At 74.2% G+C, this 18,991-nt stretch carries 19 protein-coding genes; 11 read left to right on the top strand and 8 right to left on the bottom strand.

Annotated features, from left to right (window positions below; genetic code table 11):
- Positions 1-172 precede the first annotated feature (172 nt).
- Positions 173-751, top strand: a complete 579-nt coding sequence (gene thpR, locus ACFYZ4_RS12765) for an RNA 2',3'-cyclic phosphodiesterase (RefSeq protein ID WP_390783894.1) — start codon at positions 173-175, stop codon at positions 749-751.
- A 137-nt stretch (positions 752-888) separates the two neighbouring features.
- On the opposite strand, the gene ACFYZ4_RS12760 is transcribed toward thpR, so the two are convergent.
- Both ACFYZ4_RS12760 and ACFYZ4_RS12755 read right to left on the bottom strand, forming a co-directional pair.
- Complete coding sequence (locus ACFYZ4_RS12760; protein ID WP_351303885.1) at positions 889-1,878, bottom strand: aldo/keto reductase; 990 nt, start codon at positions 1,876-1,878, stop codon at positions 889-891.
- A gap of 59 nt (positions 1,879-1,937) precedes the next feature.
- A complete protein-coding gene (locus ACFYZ4_RS12755) occupies positions 1,938-2,624 on the bottom strand; it encodes a GDSL-type esterase/lipase family protein (protein WP_390783893.1) in 687 nt (228 codons plus the stop codon).
- A gap of 76 nt (positions 2,625-2,700) precedes the next feature.
- Here ACFYZ4_RS12755 and ACFYZ4_RS12750 point away from each other — a divergent pair, with 76 nt between their 5' ends.
- The gene (locus ACFYZ4_RS12750) at positions 2,701-3,744 is read left to right on the top strand and encodes a WD40 repeat domain-containing protein (RefSeq protein ID WP_390783892.1); all 1,044 of its coding nucleotides are present in this window, start codon (positions 2,701-2,703) and stop codon (positions 3,742-3,744) included.
- Between the two features lie 156 nt (positions 3,745-3,900).
- Here the strand turns inward: ACFYZ4_RS12750 and ACFYZ4_RS12745 are convergent, their stop codons facing one another.
- The 3 genes from ACFYZ4_RS12745 to ACFYZ4_RS12735 all read right to left on the bottom strand — a co-directional run bounded on the left by ACFYZ4_RS12745 (position 3,901) and on the right by ACFYZ4_RS12735 (position 6,705).
- Complete coding sequence (locus tag ACFYZ4_RS12745; RefSeq protein WP_384353370.1) at positions 3,901-5,355, bottom strand: flotillin family protein; 1,455 nt, start codon at positions 5,353-5,355, stop codon at positions 3,901-3,903.
- Positions 5,356-5,493: 138 nt separating this feature from the next.
- Positions 5,494-5,697 carry a hypothetical protein gene (locus tag ACFYZ4_RS12740; RefSeq protein ID WP_384353373.1) on the bottom strand — a complete coding sequence of 68 codons (204 nt, stop codon included), beginning with the start codon at positions 5,695-5,697 and terminating at the stop codon, positions 5,494-5,496.
- Between the two features lie 84 nt (positions 5,698-5,781).
- Positions 5,782-6,705, bottom strand: coding sequence for a DUF3027 domain-containing protein (locus ACFYZ4_RS12735; RefSeq protein WP_390783891.1), 924 nt, complete (start codon positions 6,703-6,705; stop codon positions 5,782-5,784).
- 327 nt (positions 6,706-7,032) lie between these two features.
- On the opposite strand from ACFYZ4_RS12735, the gene ACFYZ4_RS12730 reads away from it, so the two are divergent.
- The 4 genes from ACFYZ4_RS12730 (at position 7,033) to ACFYZ4_RS12715 (ending at position 10,681) form a co-directional block, all read left to right on the top strand.
- Positions 7,033-8,397 carry an MFS transporter gene (locus tag ACFYZ4_RS12730; RefSeq protein WP_351296461.1) on the top strand — a complete coding sequence of 455 codons (1,365 nt, stop codon included), beginning with the start codon at positions 7,033-7,035 and terminating at the stop codon, positions 8,395-8,397.
- 212 nt (positions 8,398-8,609) lie between these two features.
- Complete coding sequence (locus tag ACFYZ4_RS12725) at positions 8,610-9,104, top strand: DUF2771 domain-containing protein (protein ID WP_351296458.1); 495 nt, start codon at positions 8,610-8,612, stop codon at positions 9,102-9,104.
- 13 nt (positions 9,105-9,117) lie between these two features.
- Entirely contained in the window at positions 9,118-9,843 is a 726-nt protein-coding gene (locus ACFYZ4_RS12720; protein ID WP_351296455.1) for a futalosine hydrolase, read from the top strand.
- Positions 9,830-10,681: a 1,4-dihydroxy-6-naphthoate synthase gene (locus ACFYZ4_RS12715; protein WP_351296452.1), complete on the top strand. Its 852-nt coding sequence runs from the start codon at positions 9,830-9,832 to the stop codon at positions 10,679-10,681. The genes ACFYZ4_RS12720 and ACFYZ4_RS12715 overlap by 14 nt, the downstream gene beginning before the upstream one ends.
- Before the next feature lie 67 nt (positions 10,682-10,748).
- Here the strand turns inward: ACFYZ4_RS12715 and ACFYZ4_RS12710 are convergent, their stop codons facing one another.
- Positions 10,749-11,132: a cold-shock protein gene (locus ACFYZ4_RS12710; protein WP_030012939.1), complete on the bottom strand. Its 384-nt coding sequence runs from the start codon at positions 11,130-11,132 to the stop codon at positions 10,749-10,751.
- 177 nt (positions 11,133-11,309) lie between these two features.
- Here ACFYZ4_RS12710 and ACFYZ4_RS12705 point away from each other — a divergent pair, with 177 nt between their 5' ends.
- A complete protein-coding gene (locus ACFYZ4_RS12705) occupies positions 11,310-11,561 on the top strand; it encodes a hypothetical protein (protein ID WP_030727717.1) in 252 nt (83 codons plus the stop codon).
- Positions 11,562-11,568: 7 nt separating this feature from the next.
- On the opposite strand, the gene ACFYZ4_RS12700 is transcribed toward ACFYZ4_RS12705, so the two are convergent.
- Entirely contained in the window at positions 11,569-12,186 is a 618-nt protein-coding gene (locus ACFYZ4_RS12700) for an HAD family hydrolase (RefSeq protein WP_351296449.1), read from the bottom strand.
- Positions 12,187-12,288: 102 nt separating this feature from the next.
- On the opposite strand from ACFYZ4_RS12700, the gene ACFYZ4_RS12695 reads away from it, so the two are divergent.
- The 3 genes from ACFYZ4_RS12695 to ACFYZ4_RS12685 are packed head-to-tail and all read left to right on the top strand — an operon-like array spanning position 12,289 to position 15,172.
- Positions 12,289-13,311 (top strand): FecCD family ABC transporter permease, encoded by a 1,023-nt coding sequence (locus ACFYZ4_RS12695; RefSeq protein ID WP_390783890.1) that lies wholly within the window; start codon positions 12,289-12,291, stop codon positions 13,309-13,311.
- A complete protein-coding gene (locus tag ACFYZ4_RS12690) occupies positions 13,308-14,351 on the top strand; it encodes a FecCD family ABC transporter permease (protein WP_390783889.1) in 1,044 nt (347 codons plus the stop codon). Before ACFYZ4_RS12695 ends, ACFYZ4_RS12690 begins: the two co-directional genes overlap by 4 nt.
- Positions 14,348-15,172, top strand: a complete 825-nt coding sequence (locus tag ACFYZ4_RS12685; RefSeq protein WP_390783888.1) for an ABC transporter ATP-binding protein — start codon at positions 14,348-14,350, stop codon at positions 15,170-15,172. Before ACFYZ4_RS12690 ends, ACFYZ4_RS12685 begins: the two co-directional genes overlap by 4 nt.
- A 148-nt stretch (positions 15,173-15,320) precedes the next feature.
- Here ACFYZ4_RS12685 and ACFYZ4_RS12680 read toward each other — a convergent pair whose 3' ends face one another.
- Entirely contained in the window at positions 15,321-16,355 is a 1,035-nt protein-coding gene (locus ACFYZ4_RS12680; protein ID WP_390783887.1) for a hypothetical protein, read from the bottom strand.
- A gap of 86 nt (positions 16,356-16,441) precedes the next feature.
- Between ACFYZ4_RS12680 and ACFYZ4_RS12675 the strand changes: the two genes are divergently transcribed.
- On the top strand, positions 16,442-18,925 hold the full coding sequence (locus ACFYZ4_RS12675) for a helicase-associated domain-containing protein (RefSeq protein WP_390783886.1): 2,484 nt from the start codon (positions 16,442-16,444) through the stop codon (positions 18,923-18,925).
- Positions 18,926-18,991: the final 66 nt, after the last annotated feature.

Here is an 18,991-nt window from a genome sequence, read left to right as displayed (position 1 = left end):
CTCCGCCCCGGACCCCGCTCCTCAAACGCCGGCGGGGCTGGATTTGCCGGCGCCGCCGCAAAGTCCAGCCCCGCCGGCGTTTGAGGCGATCTTTCAGCCCGTCCGGCGTTTGAGGACCGGGGGTTCGGGGGCGGAGCCCCCGGCAGCGGTGCTGCAGCCGTACGCTCGGCGCATGAGACTGTTCGCCGCCGTCCTGCCGCCCGCAAGGGCAGTCAGTGAGCTCTCCGCCGCCGTGGACGGAGTCCGCGATGACCGGCTGACGTGGACCGCGCGAGCGGGGTGGCACTTCACCCTCGCCTTCATGGGCGAGGTACGCGACGACGTGCTCCCCGACCTGCACGCCCGCCTCGACCGCGCAGCCCACCGCACCGCCCCCTTCCCGCTGCGCCTGCACGGCTGCGGGCACTTCGGGGACCGTGCGCTGTGGGTCGGCGCGGCCGGGGAGCTGCCCGCCCTGCGGATGCTCGCGGAGCGGGCCGACGCCGCCGCCCGGCGGGCCGGGGTGCCGATGGAGCAGCACCGCCGGTACACCCCGCACCTCACCCTGGCCCGCAGCCACAGATACGACCACGGCCCCGGCCACGGCGCCGCCACACCCCTGCGCCCGTACCTGGACTCCCTCGCGGACTTCGAGGGCACGCCCTGGCAGGTCGACACGCTCAGCCTCGTCCGCAGCAACCTCCCCGTCAGCGGGGTGCCGGGCGAGCAGCCCCGCTACGAGACGGTCGGGTCCTGGCTCCTGCGCGGTTGAGCCGTACCGCGTACGGGATCACCCGCGGCCCGCGTTAGGCTCGACGGGTGGATCCCAAGACCAGAAACCGTGTGATGGCCGGTGTGCTCGTACTGATGTTCGTCGTCGTGGCCGTGGCGGCTGCCGTCGGGCAGTAGCTACCAGGCGAAGGCCTCCGGCGACGCTCCGGGGCCGGGGAAGATCTCGTCCAGGCCCGCCAGGACCTCGTCCGAGAGCTCCAGCTCCACCGCCCGCAGCGCCGAGTCGAGCTGCTCCTGCGTGCGCGGCCCGACGATCGGCCCGGTGACCCCGGGACGCGTCAGCAGCCAGGCCAGCCCGACCTCGCCCGGCTCCAGGCCGTGCTTGTCGAGCAGGTCCTCGTACGCCTGCACCTGTGCGCGTACGGAGCTGCTGGCGAGCGCGTCGGCCGACCGGCCGGAGGCGCTCCGGCCGCTCGTCGCCTCCTTCTTGATGACCCCGCCCAGCAGGCCGCCGTGGAGCGGGGACCAGGGGATGACCCCGAGCCCGTACGCCTCGGCCGCCGGGATGACCTCCATCTCGGCGCGCCGCTCGGCGAGGTTGTAGAGGCACTGCTCGCTGACCAGCCCGAGCCGTCCGATGCGCGCCGCGGCCTCGTTGGCCTGGGCGATCTTCCAGCCGGGGAAGTTCGAGGAGCCCGCGTAGAGGATCTTGCCCTGCTGGATCAGGACCTCGACGGCCTGCCAGATCTCCTCGAAGGGGGTCCGCCGGTCCACGTGGTGGAACTGGTAGACGTCGATGTAGTCCGTCTGGAGCCGCTTGAGGCTGGCGTCGACGGCCCGCCGGATGTTCAGCGCCGACAGGCGGTCGTAGTTGGGCCAGGTCTCGCCCTCGGGCGCCATGCTGCCGTAGACCTTGGTGGCGAGCACCGTCTTCTCGCGGCGCCGGCCGCCCTGGGCGAACCAGGTGCCGAGGATCTCCTCGGTGCGGCCCTTGTTCTCGCCCCAGCCGTAGACGTTGGCGGTGTCGAAGAAGTTGATCCCCGCGTCGAGGGCGGAGTCCATGATCGAGTGGCTTTCGGGCTCACCGGTCTGGGGGCCGAAGTTCATGGTGCCGAGTACAAGTCGGCTGACCTTGAGGCCGGTACGTCCGAGCTGTGTGTACTTCATGGGGCACTAGCCAACTGCTTGGAGTGCGCTCGAAGCAAGACCCTCTCGTGAATGGGGTGTTACAGCGTGTCGTGGTGCACCCGCTCGGGCCTGTACGGGCCGCCGATCCCCCACGCCTGGTGCAGGACGGCCGCGAACTCCCCCGCCAGCCGGTGCTCGCCGGAGGCGTTGGGGTGGGTGCCGTCGTAGGTGTCGTGGTGGATGTCGTACGCGTCCGGGCGCGCGGCCAGCAGGACCGGCGAGGCGGCGGTCGTCAGATCGGCCACCGCCTTCGCGAGGAGCTCGTTGAAACGGGCGACCTCGGCCGCGAACGGCTCGTCCTCCTCGGCCCGGCTGTTCGGGATGACGGGCAGCAGCACCATGCGCACGCCGGGGCGGGCGGCGCGGGCCCCGGCTATGAAGCGGCGGACGTTGGCGGCGGTCTGCTCGGCGTCGGTGTAGAAGCCGAGGTCGATCAGGCCGAGGGAGACGAGCAGGACGTCGGCCCGGGCGGCGTCGGCGGCGGGGCCGATGAGGGGGGCCATGTGCTGCCAGCCCTCGCCCCAGCCGGCCAGGTGGCGGCGGGCGTGCGCGGGGAAGTCCGGGTCTGCGTACGCGTCGGAGCCCTCGTACAGCTCGGTGCGCGGGCCGACGATCCGGTAGGGGCCGCCGAAGGTCGAGTCGAGGTGCTGCCACATGCGGTAGCGCCAGGTGAAATCGCCGGCGCGTCCGATGGTCATGGAGTCGCCGACGAACATGAAACGCATCCGGTCATCATCGCGGATCGCGCGACAGAAACCTCTGTGACGCCGGACACGGGGCACGTACTGGCAGGCTGGGGGCATGCGCCTGCCCCTGCCGTCCGCCGCCGCCGGCACCGCCGTTGCCACCGCCGTTGCCGCCGCCGTCGCTTCCGCGGCCCTCGCCGCCGCCCTCGCCGTGCTGCCGGGCGCGGCCTTCGCGGCGGAAGCCCCCGGATCCTCCTCGTTCACCATCTCCGATCCGCGGATCAAGGAGTCCAGCGGGCTCGCGGCCAGCCGGATCCACCCGGGCGTGTACTGGACGCACAACGACAGCGACGACGGCCCGTACGTCTACGCGGTGGACTCCGCCACGGGCCGGACGGTGGCCCGCGTGACCCTGACCGGGATCGGCAAGCCGCGCGACGTCGAGGCGATCTCGCTGGGGCCGGACGGGCAGCTCTACGTCGGCGACATCGGCGACAACCGGAACGGCACCTGGGACCACGTGTGGATCTACCGCTTCCCGGAGCCGAAGCAACTGGGCGACGTCACGGTCAAGGCCACGCAGTTCACGGTGCGGTACGCCGACGGGGCGCGCAACGCGGAGGCGCTGATGGTGCATCCGGTGACGGGGCGGGTCTACATCGCGAGCAAGGACGAGAGCAAGGGCGGGCTGTACGAGGGTCCCGCGGAGCTTTCGGCGGACGGATCGAACGTGTTCCGGCGGGTCGCGGACGTGCCGTGGGTGACGGACGGGGCGTTCTCCCCCGACGGGAACCGGCTGACCCTGCGGGGCTACTTCTGGGCGCGCACGTACCCGTGGAAGGACGGCAGGCCGGAGGGCGAGGGCGAGCGGGTGGACGCGCCGTGGCAGGGGCAGGCGGAGTCGGTGACGTACGCGCCGGACGGCTCGACGCTGATGTTCGGCGCGGAGGGGGAGGGCAGCCGCGTCATCGCCGTCCCGGCGGGCGCGGCCCCGTCCGCGGGCACCTCGGCCGCGCCGCCGAAGCCGGGCTCCCCCTCGGATGCCGCGCCGTCGTCCGAGCCGACGGGGAGCTTCGGCAAGGGAGCCGCCGTCCTGGCGGTCGGCCTGGCCATCGTCTTCGCCACCAAACACCTCCTACGGCGCCGCCGCCGCCGCTAGCCTCGCCGGCGTTTGGGGCGCGGGGGTCCGGGGGCTGGCCCCCGGCGGCGGCGCCGCGCCGCTGCTGGGGCTCCGCCCCAGACCCCGCTCCTCAAACGCCGGAGGGGCTGAATTGCCCAGCCCCGCCGGCGATTGAGGCGCCGGGGGCGGAGCCCCTTACTCCTCCCGGATCGGGACGCGGCCGTTGACCGTGGGACCGGCGGAGCCACCGGCAGGGGCCTGGCCCATGGAGGCCAGGAGTTGGCGGGCCACGCCCAGGCCCGTGCCGCCCATCGTCAGGGCCTTCGCGAACATCTCCGACATGCCCTCGGCCCCGTTCAGCAGGACCATGTGCTCCACGTTCCCGAACGCACCCGCGCCCGCCTCCACGATCGCCGGCCAGTTCTCGGCCAGCTGCTGCGCGACGACCGCCTCCTGGTTCTCCGCCAGCGCGGCGGCCCGCGCCTTGATCGCTTCCGCTTCGGCCAGACCGCGCGCCTTCGCCGACTCGGCCTCCGCGAGGCCCCGCGCCTGCGTCGCCGCCGCCTCGGCCTCACCCGTCGCCCGCGTCGCCTTCGCCGACGCCAGACCGCGCGCCTCCGTGGCCGTCGCGTCCGCGGTCGCCGCCGTCGTCACCCGCGTGGCCTCCGCGGCCGCCGCGAGCTCCGTCTCCTTCGCCTTCGCCTGCGCCGCCGAGATCCGCGCGTCGCGCTCGGCCTCGGCCCGCGTCCGCGTCTCGTACGCCGCCGCGTCCGCGGGCTTGCGTACGTCCGCCTGCAGCTGCTGCTCCCGCCGGTGCGCCTCCAGCTCGGCAACGCGGGTCTCCTGGACGACGACCTCCTGCCGTGCGGCCGCCTCGGACAGCGGGCCCGCCTGACGGGACGTCGCCGCCGCCTTGTCGCGTTCGGCCTGGTAGCCGGCCTGCAGGATCTCGCTGTCGCGCGTCGCCTCGGCCATCCGGGCGAAGGCGGCCTGTTCGGCCTCCGTGGCCAGCCGGTTCGCCTCGGCCTGGGCGATCCGCGCGTCCCGCTGCACGGCGGCCGCGTGCGGCATCGCCAGGTTCTTGATGTAGCCGGTCGGGTCCTCGATCTCGTGGATCTGCAGCGAGTCGACGATCAGGCCGAGCTTCTCCATCTCCGTACCGCAGGCCGCCCGGGTCTGGCCCGTCAGCTTCTCGCGGTCCCGGATCATGTCCTCGACCGTCAACCCGCCCACGATGGAGCGCAGATGGCCCGCGAACACGATGTGCACCCGCTCGGGCATCATCTTCTGCTGGTCCAGGAAGCGGCGGGCCGCGTTGGCGATCGACACCAGGTCGTCGCCGACCTTGAAGATGACGACGCCCTTGACGCGGAGCGGGATGCCCTGGTGGGTGACGCAGTCCACGGACAGCTGTGTCTCGTTGAGGTCCAGGGACAGTTTGCGCACCGCCTGCACCCCCGGCAGGACGAGCGTTCCGCGCCCGGTGACGATCCGGAACCCCATGCCCTGACCGACGCCCTCGGTCTTGTGCGTGGAGCCGGAGATGACGAGTGCCTCGTTGGGCTCGGCCACCCGCCACATGAGCTTGAACAGGCCTATCGCGGCCACGATTGCGGCGAGAACGATTCCCGCCACGACGCCGATAGCCATCGGCAACGCCCCCTTTGTTCCAGTGCCGTTCGGCACCGATGAGGGCGAGTCTGCGCCTGCCGCGACCCGGCGTGAAGACGGGCGCGCGTTCTTGTACCCATCTTGATACGCACAGGTCGCACGCCGATGGGCGGTGCCTCAGTTGTCGTAGGCCGCCATCACGTACACCGTGCGCGGCGGCTGGTACTCGATCACCGTCACCACCGTGCCGACGGCCAGCCGGCCGGTGCCGTGGACCGGATGGGCCAGGAAGTGCTCCGCCCCGCCCCGGATCCGTACGATCACCTCGCCGACGAGGCCCGGCCCGACCGTTCCGGTCACCCGGCCGGTCATTCCCACCATGTCCGTGTACGCGTCCGTGTCCCCCATGGGGCGAGGGTACGCCGCCGGGCGGCGCGGCGACCCGTCCGCGGCGGTGCGTGCGTCTTACGAGTGGCCGAGGTCCTCGGCCGGGAGGTCGGATACCGGGACCGAGCCGGCGTCCTCGGACGGGACCGGCCGCAGGGTGAACTCGTCCGAGGCCATCGAGTCGAGCACCGGCGGAGCGGGCCGCAGGGGCGTCGGCATGACCGCGGCCTCCGAGTGGCCGCCGCAGCCGTAGGACAGCGACACGAGGCGGCCGTCGGCCGGGCTGAACTCGTTCGCGCAGACACCGAAGGCCTGGCCGAGCGAGCCGCCGATCGCGACGAGGAAGCCGCAGGAGACACAGGACGCGGGCGCGGCCTGCGCCATCGGGGTCTTGGCGCCGAAGCCCTCGTCCCAGCGGTCGGCCGCGCTGTGCAGCCCGTACCGCGACAGCACGCGCGCCCGGCGCATGCCCAGTTCCTCGGCGACCGACGTGATGGAGCCGCGTACGGGGACCACCGCGCGGTCGGTGACGTCGGCGTCCTCGGCCTCGACCAGTTCGGCCATTTCGGTGGAGACCACCGAGTTCGGCGGCGGGGCGTCCTCGCCCGACCAGCCCGGCTCCAGGCGCAGGTCCTCGGCGTCGGTGGGCAGCAGATCGCCGGGGCCCATGTCGCCGGGGCGCAGCCGCTCGCTCCACGGCACCCACTCGGGGGCCAGCAGCGCGTCGTCGCCGGGCAGCAGCACCGTTTCGTCGAGCGTGACGTTCTTCGCGCGGGAGGCGCGGGTCACGGTGACGGCCCAGCGCCAGCCCCGGTAGCCCGGTTCCTTGGACTCGAAGAAGTGGGTGACGACGCGGTCGCCCTCCGCCACGGCGGAGACGTGTGCGCCCACCACTCCGGGGAAAGCGGCCTCCTCGGCCGCCGCGCGGGCGAGCTCTACCGCCTCGACACACAGGCGGTCGGGGGTACGCGGGGTACGGCTTCGCGTCGTCGCAGCACTCACTGGTCTCGTTCTCTCCTACGCCGTCTCACGTGTGCGCCGTCCGTACTGTCGTCCACAACGACCCGTCGGTGCTGTCCGTACGTGGCGCGGGCGGAGCGGACCAGAGGACCGCGTCGACGTCCGCACCCGATCGGACTCCGGGCGCACCTCACTGCAACCCATTCTGCGGGATCACGAAGAGGCGCGCGGCCAGGAGCAACCGCCGGTGGCGCGCTACGCACGCTACCTCCTCTTAAGCCTCGGGCACACATGCAAGGTCCGATTCGCGGACAAGCCACCGGCTCCGTGACGCGCCGGGAGGCGCCCACGCGGGCCCGGTGGGGCACTATGTCGAGTGTGGCACCCGCACGGTCGTCCGACGACGGCTCGGGACCGGCCAAGCGGGCCGGCCGGGCTGTCGGGCGTGCCCTGCACCTTCCGTTCACGGGGACGGCGCGCGGGATCCGGCGCGCCACGCACGCGCACGGGGCGGGGGAATCGGGCCTCGGCAAGCTGATCGAGCTGCACGCCATCAACGGCGCCGGCGACATGATGATCACGGTGGCGCTGGCCACGACGGTGTTCTTCTCCGTGCCCACGGACGAGGCGCGCGGCCGAGTGGCCCTGTACCTGGCGATCACGATGGCTCCCTTCACCGTGTTGGCCCCCGTGATCGGGCCGCTCCTGGACCGGCTGCCGCACGGCCGCCGGGCGTCGATGGCGGCCGCGATGCTGGCCCGGGCGCTGTTGGCGCTGATCATGTCGGGGGCCGTGGAGACCGGGGGGATCCAGCTGTATCCGGCGGCACTGGGCGTGCTGGTGGCGTCCAAGTCGTACGGGGTCGTGCGCAGCGCGGTGGTGCCGAGACTGCTGCCGCCGAAATTCTCACTCGTCAAGGCGAACTCGCGGGTCACCCTGGCCGGGTTGCTGGCCACGGGCGTGGCGGCGCCGGTGGGCGCCGGACTGAACACGATCGGGCCGCAGTGGCCGCTGTACGGGGCCTGCGCCATCTTCGTGTGGGGGGCCTTCGCGGCGTTCACGCTGCCGCACCGGGTGGACGAGGCGAAGGGCGAGCGCCGGGCGCGGCTGTCCACGCACGAGGCGCACTCGAAGCGGCCGGGGCTGCGGACGATCAGCCGCTCGGTGCTGTGCGGGCTGCTGGCGAACGCCTCGATGCGTGCGCTGTCCGGGTTCCTGATCTTCTTCCTGGCGTTCCTGCTGCGCGAGCATCCGCTGGCGGGGCAGAGCGCGGCGGTGTCGCTGGGCATCGTGGGCGTGTCGGCGGGCGTGGGGAACGCCTGCGGCACGGCGGTGGGCGCGTGGCTGCGGGCCCGCGCGCCGGAGGCCATCATCGCGTCGGTGCTGTGCCTGACGCTCGCGGTCGCGGTGCTGGCGGCGGTCTTCTTCAGCGGGCTGTTCATGGCCGTCCTGGGGGCGACGGCGGGCTTCTGCCAGGCGCTGGCGAAGCTCTCGCTGGACGCGATGATCCAGCGGGACGTTCCGGAGGCGGTGCGCACGTCGGCGTTCGCCCGTTCGGAGACGCTGCTCCAAGTGGCGTGGGTGCTGGGCGGCGCGATCGGCATCTCCCTGCCGCTGAACGGCGTACTCGGCATGTCCGTCGCCGCGGCGATCGTCGCGCTCGGCACGACGATGGCCCTCCGCGGTGTCGTCGCGGCGCCCCGCGCAAGCGCCTCCCGGCCGCGGGTCGCCTAGCCGCTTGCCCGCCGGGCGTGTCCGGCCGCGGCTCCGCTGCCGGGGCTGGATTTTCCAGCCCGCCCGGCGTTTGAGGGCACGGGCGCGGAGCGCACGTACGGGGTCCGGGGCGGAGCCCCGGCATGAGAGCCGCACCCGAGTCCCGCGCCGCGCCGCAGGCCAGCGGTACCCCATGCAGCGGCGCAGCCCAGCGGCCCGATAGCCTTCGGCTCATGACCGCACCGCTTTTCTCGGGTAGGGCCCGCCGCAGCGTCGCGGCCCTCGGAGCCGTGTCCGCCGGCCTCCTCCTCCTCTCCGCCTGTGGGGGGGAAAAGCCGACACCGCTGGCGACCGTGACGGTCGGCACCTCGTCGGTGTCCGCCGAAGCCTCCTGCCACGGCGGCAAGGAGCCGCTCTCCATGGACCAGGTCCAGGAGTGCCTCACCAACCTCAAGGACCCCAAGACCGTCGAGTACGCCCGCGGCGACACCCTGCGCCTCGGGGTCGAGCCGGAGGTCGTCGAGGACGGCAAGCGCTGGTCGGCGGTGCTCGACGGCCAGCCGATCACCGAGCCCTCCTCGAACACGTACCGCAGCTTCCCGGGCGCCGACGTCTTCGCGACCGGCGGCCAGGGCGAGGCCCCCGCCTCGAAGAAGCTGGCGTTCCTGCAGATCGGCGAGGACGGCAAGCCGCTGGCCGTCTGGTCCTTCAACCTCAAGCTCAAGTAACCGGGCGGCACCGGTGCGCGCGCTCGTCGTGACCGCGGTGGTGGCGGAGGCCGACTCCGTCGCCACCGGTCTGACCCCTCATCCGGACTCTCCCGGTCCGGAGCCGCGCACGCTGCCCGGCGGGTACCTCATCACCCGCCGGGACCTTCCGGGCATCGCCTTCGACGTGCTCGTCGGGGGCGTCGGGCCGGCGGCGGCCGCCGCCGGTACCGCCACCGCCCTGGCCCTCGCCGCATACGACCTCGTCGTCTCCGCGGGCATCGGCGGCGGGTTCGAGCCCGCCGCCCCGCTCGGCTCCCTGGTGGTCGCGGACGCGATCGTCGCCGCCGACCTGGGCGCCGAGACCCCCGAGGGTTTTCTCGACGTGAGCGCGCTGGGCTTCGGGCACAGCGTGCACCTGCCGCCCACCGAGCTCGCCGCGCGCGCCGCCGAGGCGACCGGGGCGCTGCTCGCGCCCGTGCTGACCGTCTCCACCGTCACCGGAACCGCCGCCCGGGCCGCCGAGCTCGCCGCCCGGCACCCGATGGCCGGGGCCGAGGCCATGGAGGGTTTCGGGGTCGCGGAGGCGGCGGCCGCGCACGGGCTGCCCGTACTGGAGATCCGCGCCGTGTCCAACGCCGTGGGCCCGCGCGACCGTGACGCCTGGCGGATCGGGGACGCGCTCGCCGCGCTGACCGCCGGCTTCCGCGTGCTGGGTCCCGTACTCGCGAACTGGGGAGAACGCCATGAGCACCGGTGAACCGCTGAGGATCGCCTACTCGCCCTGCCCGAACGACACGTTCGTCTTCGACGCCTGGGCGCACGGCCGGGTCCCGGGCGCACCTGCCCTCGACGTCACCTTCGCGGACATCGACGTCACCAACGGCATGGCCGAGCGCGGCGAGCTGGACGTGCTGAAGGTGTCGTACGCCGTGCTGCCCTGGGTGCTGGAGGAGTACGCGCTGCTGCCGTGCGGCGGTGCGCTCGGGCGCGGCTGCGGCCCGTTGGTCCTGACCCGGGAGCCGGGCCTGGACCTGGCGGGGAAGACGGTCGCGGTGCCGAGCGAACGCTCCACCGCCTACCTGCTGTTCCGGCTGTGGGCGGCGGACGTGCTGCCCGAGGGCGTCGGCAAGGTGGTCGTGCTGCCGTTCCACGAGATCATGCCGGCGGTGCGCGACGGCCGGGTGGACGCCGGACTGGTCATCCACGAGGCCCGGTTCACCTATCAGGACTACGGGCTGCACTGTCTGGCCGACATGGGCGAGCACTGGGAGTCCACGACGGGTCTGCCGATCCCGCTCGGCGCGATCATCGCGAAGCGCACGCTGGGCGCGGAGCGGCTGCGCGCGCTGGCCGAGTCGGCCCGTACGTCGGTCCGGATGGCCTGGGACGACCCGGAGGCCTCCCGCCCGTACGTGCGCGCGCACGCGCAGGAGCTGGACCCGGCCGTCGCCGACCAGCACATCGGGCTCTACGTCAACGAGTTCACCGCCGACCTCGGCGATTCGGGCTACGCGGCGGTGCGCGGGCTGCTGACCCGGGCCGCGGCGGAGGGCCTCGTACCGGCCATCGCGCCCGATGCCCTGGCCTTCCCGTAAGGGCCCGTACGCACGACTGCGCCCCGCCGCTCCTTCGAGTGGCGGGGCGCAGGTGTGCGTACGGGGATCAGACGTCCAGCTGGTCGGCGACGGCGCGCAGCAGTCCGGCGATCTTCGTGCCGTGCACCTTGTCGGGGTAGCGGCCGCGCTCCAGCATCGGGGTGATGTTCTCCAGCAGGGTCGTGAGGTCCTGCACGATCGAGGCGAGTTCGTCGGGCTTGCGTCGCTGCGCCGCCGCGACGGACGGCGCCGGGTCCAGTACCGTCACCGAAAGTGCCTGGTCACCGCGCTGTCCCGCGACGACACCGAATTCGACGCGCTGGCCGGGCTTGAGGGCGTCGACCCCGGCAGGGAGCACTGACGAGTGGACGAAGACGTCGCCGCCGTCGTCGCGGGAGAGAAAGCCGAAGCCCTTCTCACTGTTGAACCACTTGACCTTGCCGGTAGGCACGTCCGTCCTCTGTCCTTGTGCTCGTCGGGGTCCGGGGGCCGTGAACGGCTCCGGACAACAGCGCAGCGGGCCATGGGTGACCCGCCGCCTCAAGGCTAATGGTCGGGGGCCGGGTGACAAGACGTTCCCCGGTCCTTCGCCGTCGGCTGCCTTCGGCCAGGGAACTACCCTGGTGGGGTGACTGTTACTCCTCATAGCGACGAAGCGCGGCCCGGCGACGGGCTCGTCAAGGCCGGCGGCATCGTGTTCATCGCCGGGGCCGTGGCCACGCTGGCGACGATGGCCCCGCTGTTCCTCGACGTCGATCCGTTCCCGCCGTACGCGTGGGCGGTGTGCATGCTCATGGGCGTCGGCTTCGCCATCTCCGCCGCGGGCGTGCTCCGCTCGGCCGCGGCGCAGCGCAGGGCGGCCCGGGCCTCACAGGCGTAGCGGGGGCTCAGACGGGCTGCGCGGCGACGTACCGCGCGAGCCACTCGGGCAGCGCGGTGAGGTCGGGGAGCACCACGTCCGCGCCCGCCGCGCGCAGTTCCGGCTCCGGGCACGGGCCGGTGGGCACCGCCACGGACAGCGCGCCGGCCGTACGGGCCCCGCGTACGTCGCCGACGTGGTCGCCGACGTAGACCTGTGCGCCGTACTCGCGGAGCGCGCCGGCCTTGGCCTCCGCCCAGAGCCAGCCGATGACCGCGTCCGGCTCGATGCCGAGGTGCGCCAGGTGCAGCCGGGCGTTGGGCTCGTGCTTGGCCGTGACGACGATCGCGCGGCCGCCGAGCGCCTGGACGGCCTCGATCGCCTCGCGGGCGCCCGGCATCGCCGGGGTCGGCTCGATGGCGTACGTGGGGTAGATCTCGCGGTAGCGGTCGGCCATGGCCGGGATCTCGGCCTCCGGGAACCAGTACGCGAGCTCCTCGTCCAGCGGCGGGCCCAGGCGCGTGACCGCCTCGTCGGCGTCGATGAACGTACCCGTCTCGGCCGACAGGGCCTGGTAGGCGGCCCGGATGCCCGGACGGGAGTCGATGAGGGTCATGTCGAGGTCGAAGCCGACGGTGAGGTTCATACAGTCCATTGTGCCGAGGCAGGGTGACAGGAGGCCGACACCGGGCCTACAAAGGGGGAACGTACACCTAGGGTCGCCTTACCAATTCGTGAAATAGGTGACATGTCTGCGCCCGCCCTCCGACGCGCCCTGACGACCCGTCGCACCGGGTGGACGGCAGCAGCGCTCGCCGCACTCATATGCGCGGTGGTGCTCTCCCTCACCGTCGGCGCCCGCCCGGTCCCGCCGGCCGAGGTGTGGGACGCGCTGGTCCACGGGGCGAGCGGCCCCGACGCCGAAGTCGTCACCGCCCTGCGCGTCCCGCGCACACTGATCGCCCTGATGGTCGGCGCGGCCCTCGCCCTCGCCGGGACCGCGCTCCAGGGCATCACCCGCAACCCGATCGCCGACCCCGGCATCCTCGGCATCAGCCAGGGTGCCGGGGTCGCGGTCGTCTGTGCCATCGCCTTCGCGGGGGTGCACACGCTGACCGGGTACGTGTGGTTCGCCTTCGCCGGGGCGGCGGTCGCCTCCGTCGCCGTGTACGCCGTCGCCTCCCGCGGGCGCGGCGGCGCGACCCCCGTGAAGCTGGCGCTGGGCGGGGCCGCGATCAACGCGCTGCTGGTGTCGGTCACCACGGCCGTGCTGACGACGAGGGCATCGGCGCTGGACGAGTTCCGCTTCTGGCAGGTCGGCTCGGTGGCCGGGGAGCAGAACGCCGAGGTGGTGCGGCGGATCTGGCCGTTCCTGCTGGCCGGCGCGGTGCTCGTGCTCTCGGTGGCGCGCGGCCTGGACGCGCTGGCGCTCGGCGAGGACGTGGCCAAGGGGCTCGGGCAGAACGTGGCCGCCGTACGGATCGTGGGCGGGCTCGGCGCCACCGTGCTGACCGGTGCCGGGGTGGCGGCGGTCGGGCCGATCGCCTTCGTCGGGCTCGCGGTCCCGCACATCGCGCGGGCCGTCGTCGGCGGCGACCACCGCTGGGTGCTGCCGATGGCCGCGCTCATCGGGCCGGTGATGCTGCTCGTCGCGGACGTGGTCGGGCGGGTCGTCGTGCCGCCGGGCGAGGTCCCCGCCGGGGTGATGACGGCCCTGATCGGGGCGCCGTTCCTGGTCGTCCTGGTGCGCCGCAAGGCGGTGGCCGCGTGAGCGCCGTGCCCTTCGGATACGCGCGGGTGCGCGCGGGCCGGGCCTCGTTCCTGCTGCACCGGCGGGCGGCGGCCGTGGGCGTGGGCCTGGCCGTCCTGCTGGCGGCGGTGTGCGTCGGCTACCTGTCGGTCGGCGAGTCGTACGTCTCCCCCGGCGAGGTGCTGCGGGTGCTGCTCGGGCAGCCGTCCCCGGACGAACTGGTCGTCGGCACCCTGCGGCTGCCCCGGATGACGGTCGGGCTGCTGGTCGGCCTGGCCTTCGGGGTGGCCGGCGCGCTGATCCAGACCGTGGCCCGCAACCCGCTGGCCTCCCCCGACGTCATCGGCGTCAGCCAGGGCGCGAGCGCCGTCACGGTGGCGGCGCTGACCTTCGGCGTCACCTCGTACGCCGTGCTCCCGTACCTCTCGGTCCTCGGCGGCCTCGTCGCGGCCGGCCTCGTGTACGTCTTCGCGTGGCGGGGCGGTCTGCACGCGGGCCGGTTCGTGCTGATCGGCATCGGATGCGCCATCGCCCTGCGGTCGGTGACGACCCTGCTGATGGCCAAGGGGGACTACCTGGTCGCCCAGCAGGCCAAGATCTGGATGACGGGCTCCCTCAACGGGCGCGGCTGGGACGTCGGCGCCCCGCTGGCCTGGGTGCTGCTGTGCCTGCTGCCGGGCGTGCTGTGGGCGGCGCGGGCGCAGCGCACCGTCTCGCTCGACGACGACACGGCCACGGCGCTCGGGGTGCGGCTGGGCCGGGTCCGGCTCGGGCTCATCGCCCTGGGCGTGGTGCTGGCCTCGGTGGCCACGGGCGCGGCCGGACCGGTGGACTTCGTGGCGCTGCTCGCGCCGCAGATCGCGCGGCGCGTGACGCGGACCGCGCAGATCCCGCTGCTGTGTTCGGCGTTGACCGGCGCGCTGATCGTGGTGTTCGGCGATCTCCTGGCCCGGCGGCTGCTGTCGCCGACCGAACTCCCGGTGGGCGTGCTGACGGCCGCCGTCGGAGCCCCGTACCTGATCTGGCTGATCGTCCGCGGCCGCACTGGAGGCAAGGCATGACCCCGACGAGCCGACTCTCGACGAGGGCTCTGCCCGCGAGCCGTCTCTCCGCGGACGGGCTGACGCTCGCGTACGAGGACCGCGTCGTCGTCTCCGGCCTCGACCTGGCCGTCCCGGACGGCAAGGTGACGGTCATCGTCGGCCCGAACGCCTGCGGCAAGTCGACGACCCTGCGGGCCCTCGGCCGGCTGCTGAAGCCCCGCTCGGGCGCGGTGCTGCTGGACGGGGCCGCCCTGTCCTCGCTGCCCACCCGGCAGATCGCGCAGACCATCGGGCTGCTCCCGCAGTCCCCGGTGGCCCCGGAGGCCATCACGGTCGGCGACCTGGTCGCGCGCGGCCGCCAGCCCCACCAGCACTGGTGGCAGCAGTGGTCGGAGGCGGACGAGCGGGCGGTGTCGGAGGCGATGGCCCGCACGTCGGTCGCCGACCTGGCCGACCGCCCCGTGGACGCCCTGTCGGGCGGGCAGCGCCAACGCGTGTGGATCGCCATGGCCCTCGCCCAGGACACCGACCTGCTCCTCCTGGACGAGCCGACGACCTTCCTCGACATCGCCCACCAGGTGGAGGTCCTGGACCTGATCCGCCGCCTCAACCGGGAGCGCGGCCGCACGGTGGTGGCCGTCCTCCACGACCTGAACCAGGCGGCGCGCTACGCGGACCACCTGGTCGCGATGAAGGCGGGCCGCGTGGTGGCCGAGGGCCCGCCGTCGTCGGTGGTCACCGCCGAACTGGTCGAAGAGGTCTTCGGCCTCACCTCACTCGTCATCCCGGACCCGGTGACGGGCTCGCCCCTGGTGATCCCGGGAGCCCCGGCGGCATAACCCGGCCCCTCTTCCGGGGCTCCGCCGCACCATCCAGCCCCGCCGGCGATTGAGGCGCGGGGTCCGGGGCGGAGCCCCGATCTTTCAGCCCCGCCGGCGTTTGAGGCGCGGGGGCTCGGGGGCAGGGCCCCCGCAACGGCGCCGCAGGCTAGCGACGGCGGGCCCGCCACACCAGGTAGACCACGGAGGCAGCGGCGGCGCCCCGCAACAACCACGGCCACATGCCCTGCAAGGCACCGCTCACCTGCTCGTCCGCCAGCGTCTCCCCCCACTTGCCGTTCATCCGGCCCCACAGCCACACCCCCGCCCCCGCGAGGACCACGCCGGGCGGCCCGAAGACGGCCCACTTCCGCTCGGCCGGCCGCAGCACGCGCGAGGCGTACGGCAGGAGCCAGCCGATGACCAGCAGCAGCCAGTACCCGGTGGCCACGCCGACGACGAGGACGGCCGCGGCCAGCAGCAGGAACGCGTTCGGGCGCGGCCTGGCCGGAGCCGCCTCCTCCACCCCACCGGCAGCACCGGCACCGGCGGCCTCCTTCCTCGCCCGCCGCCGCTCGCGCAGGAACCGTACGAGGCCACGCGCAGCCGAAGGCGGGGGCCCGGGCGGATCCTGCGCCTCCTTACCGGCCTTCCCGTCCTTCCCGGCCGTCCCGGCCTCCGCCCGCTCCTCCTCCTCGAAAAGCTCCGGCATCTCGATGCCGCCCGCGAAGCCGTCCACCTGCGGACCCGATCCGTACGCGGCGGGGGACATCCGCCACCACTCGGGCTCGGCCCCGCCGGACGGGCCCAGCTCGTCCAGCCCGGCCAGGTGCGGCGGCACGTTCACGGGCTCCGCCGCCGGCCGCGGCGCGGGCCTGCCCGGGCGGCGGAGGCGGCCGGGGGCCCGCTGGGCCGGCACCGACGCGCCCGGGCCGGACGCCGCGCCGGACCCCGGCGCGGGGGCCGCGGAGCCCGGCCGGGAGCCGTGGGTGTCCAGGACCTCCTCCGGCGTGCCGATCCGTTCCAGGATGCGGCGTACGGCCGCCGGGGTCTCCGGTTCGTACTTGGCGCGCCGACGGTCGATCTCGTCCCGCAGCCCCGCCACCAGGCGCATCCGGTCGCCGGAGGAAAGCTGCCGCTGCTGCGCCAAGTCCCCGACACGGCTCAGATATTCGTAGACCAGGTGGTCGCTTTCGATCCCCATGCCCCGGCTCCTCCCGTACCGCCCACCCGAAAGGTAGCGCGTGCGCCCGTGGAGCCGTCGCGGGCACAGCGGATACCGTTGGCCGGATGGGGACCGGCCGACTGACCGGCCGACGCGACCAGGAGGCGACTGTGCCCGAGGCAAGCACTGCTGGGGGATCCGGCGGAAGCGGAGCCCCGCGCTCCCTCGCCGAGGCGCTGCGCGCCCGCGACGACGCGGCGCTCTCCACGCTGCTGCACGCCCGCCCGGACCTGCTCGGTCCGGTGCCCGGCGACGTGACGCAACTGGCCACCCGCGCCGGAACCAGGGCCTCGGTGGTGCGGGCGCTGGAGCGCCTGGACCGCTTCACACTGCAGACGGCCGAGGCACTCGCCGTGGCCCCGGACCCGTGCCCGTACCCGGTGCTGGAGTCGCTGCTGACCGGCGAGGAGGGCACCACCGGCGAGGACAACGGCGCCCGCGCCGCGCTCCCCCGCGCCCTGGGCAGCCTGCGCGACCAGGCCCTGGTGTGGGGCGACGAAGACCGGCTGCGCCTGGTGCGCACCGCCCGCGAGTTGCTCGCGCCCTCCGCCCAGCGGCCCTCCCCGACCGGTCTCGGGCCCACGGTCGCCGAGGCCACCTCCGGCATGTCGCCGACCCGGATCCAGGAGATCGTGGCGGCGGCCGGGCTGCCCGCCACGCACGACCCGGTGTCCGCGGTGTCGGCGCTGACCGGGCTGTTCACCGACCCGGAGCGGATGTCCGCGCTGCTGGACGAGGCGCCGGCGGAGGCGCACCAGGTGCTGGGGCGGCTCGTGTGGGGGCCGCCGTACGGGGAGGTGACCCCGAATCCGACCGCGCCGGTGCGCTGGCTGCGCGACCGCGGGCTGCTGCTGCCCACGACGGCGCGGACCGTCGTACTGCCCCGCGAGGTGGCGCTCCACCTGCGCGGCGGCCTCGCGCACCGGGACACCGCGCCGGTGGCCCCGGCGGTGGCCGCGCACCGCGAGCACCGTCCACAGCTTGTGGACGCGAACGCCGCCGGGCAGGCGCTGGCCGCGCTGTCCACCGTCGAGGAGCTGGTGAAGTCCTGGGAGCACGCCGCTCCGCTGGTGCTGCGGGCGGGCGGGCTCGCGGTACGGGACCTGAAGCGGGCCGCGGCCACCCTGGACACGAGCGAGCCGTCGGCGGCGTTCTGGATCGAACTCGCCTACGCGGCCGGGCTGCTGGCCAGCGACGGGGAGGCGGACGAGCGGTACGCGCCCACGCCCGCCTTCGACGGCTGGTGCGAACTGCCGCCCGCCGAACGCTGGACGGTGCTGGTGGCGGCCTGGCTGCCGGCCACCCGCACGTCCGGTCTGGTCGGCGAGCAGGACGCCAAGGGGCGCACGCTGTCCGCGCTCGGACCCGACCTCGACCGCTCCGCCGCCCCCGAGGTGCGCCGGCGCGTCCTGGAACTCCTCGCCACCCTGCCCGAGGGCGGGTCCCCCGACGTGGAGGCCGTACTGGGCCGGCTCGCGTGGGAGCGTCCCGTACGCGGTACGAGCGATCTGCGCACCCGCCTCGCACGCTGGGCGCTGATCGAGGCCGAGGTCCTCGGTGTGACGGGCCGGGGCGCCCTGTCCGGGCCCGGCCGGGCGCTGCTCGCGCACGAGGACCCGGCGCCGCTGCTGGCCCCCCTCCTGCCCGAGCCCGTGGACCACGTCCTGCTCCAGGCCGACCTGACGGCGGTGGCCCCCGGCCCGCTGCGCCGGCCGCTCGGGGACACGCTGGCGGTGCTGGCGGACGTGGAGTCCAAGGGCGGGGCGACGGTGTACCGCTTCACGCCCGGTTCGGTGCGCCGGGCCCTGGACGCCGGGCATGCCGCCGCCGACCTGCACGCCTTCCTCAAGGAACACAGCCGCACCCCGGTCCCGCAGCCCCTCGCCTACCTCATCGACGACGTGGCCCGCCGCCACGGCCACCTGCGGGTCGGCGCGGCCTCCTCGTACGTCCGCTGCGACGACGACGCGATGCTGGGCGAGATCCTGGCCGACAAGCGCTCTGCGGGGCTGGGTCTGCGCCGCCTGGCCCCCACCGTCCTGGCCGCACAGGCCGAACCGACCACCCTCCTGGAGGGGTTGCGGGCGATGGGCTACGCGCCGGCCGCGGAGTCCCTGACCGGCGACGTGCTGGTGGCGCGGGCCGACGCCCACCGCGCACCGGCCCGCTCGGCGCCCGTACCGGTGCCGGACGGTCCGCCGGTGCCGGACGCGACGCTGCTGGCGGCGGCCGTACGGGCGATCCGCGCGGGCGACCTGGCGGCGACGGCGGTCCGCAAGGAGCCCGCGCCGTCCACGGGCGCACCGGGCGAACTCCCGCGCACGAGCGCGGCGGAAACCCTGGCGACCGTCCAGGCGGCGGCCCTGACCGGCTCGGCGGTGTGGATCGGCTACGTGAACGCGGACGGCGCCGCCAGCCAACGCGTCATCGCCCCGGTCCGCGTGGAAGGCGGCTTCGTCACGGGCTACGACCACACGGCCGACGAGGTCCGCACCTACGCCCTCCACCGCATCACGGGCGTAGCCGAACTGGCGGAGGACCAGGTCTAGCCACTCCAGCCGCGCCGGCGTTTGAGGCGCTGGGGGTCCCCCCGGACGAACTCTGGGGGAGGGTCC

Origin of the sequence: Streptomyces sp. NPDC001513, from assembly GCF_042894695.1 — a bacterium.
Lineage (GTDB): Bacteria > Actinomycetota > Actinomycetes > Streptomycetales > Streptomycetaceae > Streptomyces.
This window is presented reverse-complemented; position numbering and strand designations above follow the sequence as displayed.